Here is a 1929-nt window from a genome sequence, read left to right as displayed (position 1 = left end):
TTGTCTGGTTATGCCCTCGACCTATTAGTAACAGTCAGCTCCATGCATTGCTGCACTTCCACCTCTGCCCTATCTACCTCGTCGTCTTCAAGGGGTCTTACTAACTTACGTTATGGGATATCTCATCTTGAGGGGGGCTTCACGCTTAGATGCCTTCAGCGTTTATCCCGTCCCGGCTTGGCTACTCTGCTATGCTCTTGGCAGAACAACAGATACACCAGCGGCCAGTCCATCCCGGTCCTCTCGTACTAAGGACAGCTCCTCTCAAATATCCTACGCCCACGCCGGATAGGGACCGAACTGTCTCACGACGTTCTGAACCCAGCTCGCGTACCGCTTTAATGGGCGAACAGCCCAACCCTTGGGACCTACTTCAGCCCCAGGATGCGATGAGCCGACATCGAGGTGCCAAACCACTCCGTCGATGTGAACTCTTGGGAGTGATAAGCCTGTTATCCCCAGGGTAGCTTTTATCCGTTGAGCGATGGCAATCCCACTTTATACCACCGGATCACTAAGTCCTACTTTCGTACCTGCCCCACCCGTCGGTGTCGCAGTCAAGCCTTCTTCTGCCTTTACGCTCTCCGAATGGTTTCCGACCATTCTGAGAAGACCTTTGAGCGCCTCCGATACCCTTTCGGAGGCGACCGCCCCAGTCAAACTCCCCGCCTGACATTGTCCCCCGGCCGGTTCACGGCCGCTGGTTAGAAACCCAGCACTGCAAGGGTGGTATCCCAACAGCGGCTCCCCCGCAACTGGCGTCACGGGTTCTTAGCCTCCCACCTATCCTGTACATGCAATACCGAATCCCAGTATCAAACTGGAGTAAAGCTCCATGGGGTCTTTCCGTCCTGGCGCAGGTAACCAGCATCTTCACTGGTACTTCAATTTCACCGGGTGCATTGTTGAGACAGTGCCCAAATCATTACGCCTTTCGTGCGGGTCGGAACTTACCCGACAAGGAATTTCGCTACCTTAGGACCGTTATAGTTACGGCCGCCGTTTACTGGGGCTTAAGTTCAAAGCTTCGCGTATGCTAACCTCTCCCCTTAACCTTCCAGCACCGGGCAGGCGTCAGCCCATATACCTCACCTTTCGGTTTTGCATAGACCTGTGTTTTTGCTAAACAGTTGCTTGGGCCAATTCTCTGCGGCCTGGTTCCCCAGGCACCCCTTCTCCCGAAGTTACGGGGTCATTTTGCCGAGTTCCTTAACAATGCTTCTCCCGTCGGCCTTAGGATTCTCTCCTCATCCACCTGTGTCGGTTTACGGTACGGGTATACCATGAACAATAGCGGCTTTTCTCGGCAGTCAGCTCACGCACTTCGCTACTTTAGTTCGCTTGGCGTCACGTCTTTGGATTATGCACCGGATTTGCCTGATGCACTCCTTCTCCGCTTGCCCCGGGTTTTCCACTCCCGGGATGCGCTCTCTGCCTGCGTCCCCACAGTTCTGTCATGGTATAGTACAGGAATCTCCACCTGTTGTCCATCGGCTACGTCTTTCGACCTCGCCTTAGGCCCCGACTTACCCAGAGCAGATCAGCTTTACTCTGGAAACCTTAGATATTCGGCCGGAAGGATTCCCACCTTCCTCTCGCTACTCATTCCGGCATTCTCTCTTCTTAAGGGTCCACTGCTCCTTACGGTACAGCTTCCTCCTCTTAAGAATGCTCCTCTACCAATTGACATTCATCAATTCCTGGGCTTCGGCAGTGTGTTTGAGCCCCGGACATTTTCGGCGCAGGACCTCTCGACTAGTGAGCTATTACGCACTCTTTGAATGGATGGCTGCTTCTGAGCCAACATCCTAGCTGTCTTTGAAATCCCACATCCTTTTCCACTTAACACACATTTTGGGGCCTTAGCCGCAGGTCTGGGCTGTTTCCCTTTTGACCATCCAACTTATCTCGGACAGTCTGACTCCCATA

The 1929-nt window shown here is 53.4% G+C and carries 1 rRNA gene; it reads right to left on the bottom strand.

The window, feature by feature from the left end:
- Positions 1-4 precede the first annotated feature (4 nt).
- Positions 5-1929 (bottom strand): 23S ribosomal RNA (locus tag EDD59_RS17585); the annotation flags it as partial.

Origin of the sequence: Muricomes intestini (assembly GCF_004346165.1) — a bacterium.
GTDB lineage: Bacteria > Bacillota > Clostridia > Lachnospirales > Lachnospiraceae > Muricomes > Muricomes intestini.
This window is presented reverse-complemented; position numbering and strand designations above follow the sequence as displayed.